Below are 5,656 nucleotides of genomic sequence, written 5' to 3' on the forward strand. Positions count from 1 at the left end.
TGGAGTTTATACAGTATAATAAAGGTGGTTAGACAGTGTTATACTGTATGCTCCTTTTATCGTAAGATTAAGGGAGCTTTTTTTATTTCTTTTTAATTACAATTGAATTGTTTTCTTCATCTAAAACAATTTCAACAGCTCGATTTTCAGGTGTAATTCCAATTTTTTCTACCCATTTTTTTGGTAGAGTAATTCTATTAGAAATTCCACCATTCCCAGCTTTGTAAAAAGAAATATTAACATCTCTTTTTTCCATTTTCTGCTCCTTATCTTACGTGTCTAACTTATTATATATTATTAGACACGTAATGTCAACATATTTTTTAAAAATATTTTTAGATAGCCTTTTTTACAGTCAAAGCTTTTATATCTAGTTTCATGAATTTCATTAGTTGTGAGCCTAGTTCTTTACATTCTGAATAAATTTCCTTATAGAATACCTTACCTTTCATTCTTTCAGCTATAATCTCAGAAAATAAATCTTCAAGCTTTTTGATATGCAATAAAGTTTCAACATTAACACTCTCCCTCATTCCACCTTTAATTCCAGCCAGTTTATTTACCAGCTTTGAATAAACCACATACAGTTTGTCCGCATTTTTACTTCCTTGTGATTCCGCATATGGTATAAGTTCCGCTATCCTGTCAGTCTCTCTCCTTCTTGTGAGTTTTCCTTCCTGTCTTGTCAGTAGCCATTCACTGTTACTTCTATTCAATAACATTAATTTCAATTGTTCATTCTGTTTTTCCAGCTTTTCAATATATTCAAATACTTTTCCTCTTACAAATCTACTTTCTTTAGTTAAAACTCTTAATGCTTGTTTCAATGTTAAAATAAACATTGGTCGTTTTTCTCCCTTTTTATCTATATATTTAACCTCCAATATTTTTTGGGCGTTAATTTCTGAGTTAAATTCTTTTCTAATAATATTTAAAAGGGTATCGTGTCTTAATTCTTTTCTTGCTCCCTCTTCTTTTCTCAATTTATTTATTTTTTTCAATAATTCTAAACTTGTTATATTTTCTTTAATGTTTTTTATCGTTAGCTCATTCATTTTTATTTACTCCTTTTTATTTATTTTTCATTACTCTATAAACTCCTCAATATTTTCAAGTATTTGAGATTAATTCACAGTTATTAAATTGCCATTGTCCTTGTTGATTTTGATTATTTCTTATTCATTCTATACAGCAGATAAAGGCTAAAAAGCATTACCACTGTCTGTAAGAACTTTGTATTTGTCAGTATTTCCATAACTCCCCCTTAAAAAAATTGTTTCAAATTCGGTGGAAAAAAATTCGGTCCTTTTGTTATTTTCCCATCTTCCCTATATATCGGTTTCCCATCCAACCCTAACTTTGACATATTGCTTCTGTGAACTTCTTCAAAGGCTTGGCTTAGAATCTTGTCAAAACCATTTTCCACTTCCCATTTAAAGATTTTTCTAGTCCTTTCATCTTCCAGAAAAAATATCCTTAATGCAACTTTTTCAACATTTCCTCTATTCTTTTCCAGTAATGTTCCTATGTGTATGTAGTACATATCACATACAGCATCTAATTTTTCAACTATATCATTTTGTTTTTCTGCAACTTCATATTCTGTCTGTTCTTCCTTGAACATTTTCTCCCTTAATTTCATTCTATCAACAGTCATTTCTTTTTCTAAAAATTCCTGCTGTCCGAATGCTATATAAAATTCTTTTACCATTCCAACTAATTTATTCCAACGTTCCATTATTATATTTCCTCCACTTCTATTTCCATTCTAGGATTTTTTTTATCGCAACTGTCAACTATCAGTTGACTATTGACTAAATATTTAACACTGTCGTCTACAATTATTCCCAGTTCCTTTAATGCGTCATTCATAAATTTTCCAATTACTGAAGCTACATTTTCGAGGTCACTTCCTGAGTTTTTGTAGAAATAACGGTATCGGACCTGATATTTACCTTTTATTTTTTCTTTGTTTTTTAAAAGCTTCAATCTTATCAGGTCATGATATTCATGTTTTATTTTATTCTTAACATGCTCATTCTCATTCCTGTACCAGTTTAGGCTCATTAGAGTTATTTTATTCTTTCTAGTCTGCCAGTAAACTGGTAATTCAAGCTTAATCATGCTCTCCACACTCTTTCAAAAACCAGTCTAAATACGTTTTAGCTTTTCTGTAATCCTCTAAGCCATTTTTCTTTTCTGCTCTGATTAAATACTTCAAAATATTCCCCTTGCAGAATGACTTGAATCCCTCTTGCCCTAGTACCGATTTTATCACTTCTATGCTCCCAACATTTAATCCTTCTAATTGATAATGTTTTGGGCTTTTAAATTTCTCTGAATCCTTTTTTAAAACTTTTTTCTCTTCGAGAAATTCATCTATCGCTTTTTCTATTTCTTCAGATGTCATGTCATCTGTGATTTCTAAATAATTTATTTCCATTATTCCTCCTATTTAAAATTTTCTTCTTTTTTGATTTCCTCGAATTTCTTTTCCGAAACTAATTTACTTCCAGAATGTACACTCTTAATTGCACCCCTGTGTCTTTTTACAAAATCCCATATTTTCTGATAATCATCTGACTTTATCTGATGTACTCCATCGTTCAGGTCAATAATTTCCATGAAATAGATTTTTATTCTCATTAATCTAATCCCTCGCCCATTCCTCAAGAGTATTATATCTTTTTATTATTTTCCCAGTTTTGTTAGAATAAATCACATATCCCCGCATGTTTCCATTAAATCTCGGAATAAATTGCTCCTCAAATTCAACTCCATGTTTTTTTAATTTGTATACTTTTTTTACTATAGATTGACTTGTTCTTTTTAAAATTTTTGCACATTCTTTTGCACCTTTTTTATAATAATTTTTTTTCAGAAACTCTATTTCGCTTTCCATAAACCTGGTTTCAGAGTTATTCAAAAAACTTAAATTTCTAAGTTTTTGTATGCTACTGCTTCCAAATAACTCTTTCATTCTTGTTTTTGTTGCTAATTCTGTCCTCCCTAATTTCCTAGCAATTTCTTCTATTTTTCGATATGTATTAAAAACAAGTTTTTCAAGCAATTCATCACTTTGTTTTGTCCAGTTTTCAAATTTTAACAATTTACATTTTTTAGTTTTAGAGAAAATTGATGCTTCCGTTCTCTCTAAAATATTGCTAATTTCTTTATTAGTAAGCCCTTCAATTGTTTTGAGAATCCTCAAATCTTCTATTTCTCCTGTAGTCCAATATTTTCCTATTTTTCTCCCTCCAGTTCCAATCCAAAGTTCCGTTCCAAATTTTGTTGGCAATTATTTTTTCAGTCTTTTCAAAAACAACAATTGACTTGTGAATTAAAAGATTATCATTTTTGTACATTTCTTCAATTTGTTTTCCTTTTTCATCTCTGTATTCTATAAGCTCCTGATTTTTCTTCGCTAAAGCATACAAAGACAAATAAGATCCGAAAATATCATCAAATTTTTTAACATCTTCGTTGTAGCTGTAATAAAGATTTTTAGCCTTTTCTATAACATCAGAACTTATGAAGTCGCTCTTAAAAAGGTATGTTGTATCTTTTATTTTCTGAAAGACATGATTCATTCTTTTCAGTATCATTTGAAAATATACCATCTCGTTTAGAAAATCCTTGCCTAGATTTTCCAGTATTTCAGAGAAAATAATATTTTCATCACTGATAAATCTTAAATGTTTGCTTTGCTTTTTGATTGTTATGAATTTCAAAGCAAAGTCATCAGGACTTATCATGAAGTCAAAATTGTTAAATGAATCTCTCACAAATTCTTTCAGTTCATCCAAAACTAATTGCTTTTTGCTTTTCTTTGCCATTTTATCTCTTGTTAAAACTGCTCAACTGTTCTATTTTCTCTTTGTTGTTCAGCTTTTCCTGAATTAGTTTGTCTATTTCTCTGTCAATTTCAATATTTCTGTCTTCCAGTTCAGTTATAATCTGATATTTAGTTTTCATCTCTACCTCCACTTATTCTCTGACTTGACTTCTGAAATCCAAATGTTATGTCCCCTGTTCTTCCCTGCCTGTTTTTTCTTATCAGCATTTCCAAAAACACAAAATCTTCATTTTTCATTTCTTCATCATAGTAGTCTTCCCTGTATAGAAGACCTATAATGTCAGCCGCCTGTTCTATTCCTCCTGAATCTCTTAAGTCTGACATTTCAGGCTTTTTATTTTTCCCAGTCCTTGCTTCATTGCTTCTGTTAAGCTGTGCAAGTACTACGATACAGGTATTAAGCTCTTTCGAAAGCATTTTAAGGGCATTTGCCATATATTCAACTTCCAAATTCCTATTTTGGAACTTCTTTCCACTTCTCATCATAGTAAGATAGTCAATTACAACAAGCTTAAAAGGATTTTTTTTGTGTGCAATACGGATCTTATTAACAATCACTTCAAAGTCCATTTTTAGACAATAAAGGATATCAAACTGCATATTGTCAATAGTTGCAATTGCTTCACTTATCGCAAAAGTTTCCCTATCGGTCTGTTCCCTGAAACTCAATCTATTAAGTGGAACATCAGCTTCACTTGCTAAAATCCTTTCAGTTATTTCACTTTCATTCATTTCCAAATTTACAAATAACGAATTATGTCTTTTAGCCGTTTCCTTAAAAAACGTAAGTCCCAGTGCTGTTTTACCCATTGAAGGTCTTGCACCAATTATGACTAACTGCCCCCCTAAAAAATTGAAATATTTCTGCATGTTAGGAAATGGACTTTTAACACCATTCATAACTTTATTTTCAATTTTTTCTGCCCAATTTTTAAGCAATTCCTGAGGTTTTAGAAATTTATAACTTTCGTCTTCTTCCTCATTTATTTTTTCTGATAACTCCCTGATTTCCAATGATTTCTGCTCAGTAGTCAGTTCTTCATTTTCCATTATTTCTTTGATTTTGTTTTGGAATAAGTCTTTATGATATTCTTTTTTTAGTTCTCTTATGGCAATATTTACCGAAGTGATAAAAGAACCATAATCATACAGTACATCTAACAGTTCATCAGAAATTTCTATTCCTGAAACTTCAAACTGTCCTGTATTTTGAAACATTTCTGACATCTGAATAAATACTTTTTTAAGTTCTTCCCTTGAAAACCATTCAGCTTTTAAGCCTTTTTCAAGTGCAAGTTCTATATTTTCATGGAATACCATAAGTCTTCCAAGCAACATATATTCCAGTTTAGTTCTATGATTCATTTTAAGCACCTCCAAAGTATTTAGCTTTTATCATTTTTTCTCGTTCTTCAGGAGTCATTTTTGAAATTTCATTGTTGTTTCCCTGATCCGTTTTATTAATTTCTTTAGGTTCAAAAATTCCCGAATAGTTGTTCATTATTGATTTTTCTACGATATCTCTTAACTCTTGTACAGAGTATTTGATAAACCGTTTTATCAGAATATCTATTGACTTAGTGTTTTTATACTGATTCTTTTCTTTTTTGTACTCTACCCATTCTTTAAAGATTTTTTTCTTTTCTGAATCAATCTCTAAAGTTTCTATGTAATCTAATAGATTTTCAGTTATATTTCCTTTTTTATTTTTTTCTTTTATTTGGGTATTGTTAATTGTGTATTGTTCTTGTGTATTATTAGGGGTGCACTTTTGCCCCTGGTGTACGGTCACTTTTGCCC

The 5,656-nt window shown here is 30.2% G+C and carries 11 protein-coding genes; all 11 read right to left on the reverse strand.

What is annotated here, in order from left to right:
* Positions 1-82: 82 nt before the first annotated feature.
* Positions 83-256, reverse strand: a complete 174-nt coding sequence (locus tag HMPREF1984_RS11190; protein WP_021767157.1) for an AbrB/MazE/SpoVT family DNA-binding domain-containing protein — start codon at positions 254-256, stop codon at positions 83-85.
* Positions 257-335: 79 nt separating this feature from the next.
* Entirely contained in the window at positions 336-1,055 is a 720-nt protein-coding gene (locus HMPREF1984_RS06560; RefSeq protein WP_021767158.1) for a hypothetical protein, read from the reverse strand.
* A gap of 209 nt (positions 1,056-1,264) precedes the next feature.
* Positions 1,265-1,738 carry a nucleoside triphosphate pyrophosphohydrolase family protein gene (locus tag HMPREF1984_RS06565; RefSeq protein ID WP_021767159.1) on the reverse strand — a complete coding sequence of 158 codons (474 nt, stop codon included), beginning with the start codon at positions 1,736-1,738 and terminating at the stop codon, positions 1,265-1,267.
* A 2-nt stretch (positions 1,739-1,740) separates the two neighbouring features.
* A complete protein-coding gene (locus HMPREF1984_RS06570; RefSeq protein WP_021767160.1) occupies positions 1,741-2,124 on the reverse strand; it encodes a hypothetical protein in 384 nt (127 codons plus the stop codon).
* On the reverse strand, positions 2,117-2,443 hold the full coding sequence (locus HMPREF1984_RS06575) for a DUF3310 domain-containing protein (RefSeq protein ID WP_021767161.1): 327 nt from the start codon (positions 2,441-2,443) through the stop codon (positions 2,117-2,119). Before HMPREF1984_RS06575 ends, HMPREF1984_RS06570 begins: the two co-directional genes overlap by 8 nt.
* 8 nt (positions 2,444-2,451) lie before the next feature.
* On the reverse strand, positions 2,452-2,646 hold the full coding sequence (locus tag HMPREF1984_RS06580; protein ID WP_036100094.1) for a hypothetical protein: 195 nt from the start codon (positions 2,644-2,646) through the stop codon (positions 2,452-2,454).
* Positions 2,647-2,650: 4 nt separating this feature from the next.
* Entirely contained in the window at positions 2,651-3,298 is a 648-nt protein-coding gene (locus HMPREF1984_RS06585; protein ID WP_156894257.1) for a hypothetical protein, read from the reverse strand.
* Positions 3,189-3,806 (reverse strand): hypothetical protein, encoded by a 618-nt coding sequence (locus tag HMPREF1984_RS06590; protein ID WP_198011767.1) that lies wholly within the window; start codon positions 3,804-3,806, stop codon positions 3,189-3,191. Before HMPREF1984_RS06590 ends, HMPREF1984_RS06585 begins: the two co-directional genes overlap by 110 nt.
* A 31-nt stretch (positions 3,807-3,837) precedes the next feature.
* Positions 3,838-3,975, reverse strand: coding sequence for a hypothetical protein (locus tag HMPREF1984_RS11375; RefSeq protein ID WP_021767165.1), 138 nt, complete (start codon positions 3,973-3,975; stop codon positions 3,838-3,840).
* Positions 3,965-5,221 carry a DnaB-like helicase C-terminal domain-containing protein gene (locus HMPREF1984_RS10960; RefSeq protein WP_051314485.1) on the reverse strand — a complete coding sequence of 419 codons (1,257 nt, stop codon included), beginning with the start codon at positions 5,219-5,221 and terminating at the stop codon, positions 3,965-3,967. The genes HMPREF1984_RS11375 and HMPREF1984_RS10960 overlap by 11 nt, the downstream gene beginning before the upstream one ends.
* A 1-nt stretch (position 5,222) precedes the next feature.
* Positions 5,223-5,656 (reverse strand): hypothetical protein (locus HMPREF1984_RS11555; protein ID WP_021767167.1); only part of this gene is annotated, 434 nt, incomplete at its 5' end.

The organism is Leptotrichia sp. oral taxon 215 str. W9775, from assembly GCF_000469505.1.
Lineage (GTDB): Bacteria > Fusobacteriota > Fusobacteriia > Fusobacteriales > Leptotrichiaceae > Leptotrichia_A.

Coding starts and splice junctions, on each gene's coding strand:
- HMPREF1984_RS11190 (WP_021767157.1), bottom strand. CDS start 256: ATGGAAAAAAGAGATGTTAATATTTCTTTTTACAAAGCTGGGAATGGT.
- HMPREF1984_RS06560 (WP_021767158.1), bottom strand. CDS start 1,055: ATGAATGAGCTAACGATAAAAAACATTAAAGAAAATATAACAAGTTTA.
- HMPREF1984_RS06565 (WP_021767159.1), bottom strand. CDS start 1,738: ATGGAACGTTGGAATAAATTAGTTGGAATGGTAAAAGAATTTTATATA.
- HMPREF1984_RS06570 (WP_021767160.1), bottom strand. CDS start 2,124: ATGATTAAGCTTGAATTACCAGTTTACTGGCAGACTAGAAAGAATAAA.
- HMPREF1984_RS06575 (WP_021767161.1), bottom strand. CDS start 2,443: ATGGAAATAAATTATTTAGAAATCACAGATGACATGACATCTGAAGAA.
- HMPREF1984_RS06580 (WP_036100094.1), bottom strand. CDS start 2,646: ATGAGAATAAAAATCTATTTCATGGAAATTATTGACCTGAACGATGGA.
- HMPREF1984_RS11375 (WP_021767165.1), bottom strand. CDS start 3,975: ATGAAAACTAAATATCAGATTATAACTGAACTGGAAGACAGAAATATT.
- HMPREF1984_RS10960 (WP_051314485.1), bottom strand. CDS start 5,221: ATGAATCATAGAACTAAACTGGAATATATGTTGCTTGGAAGACTTATG.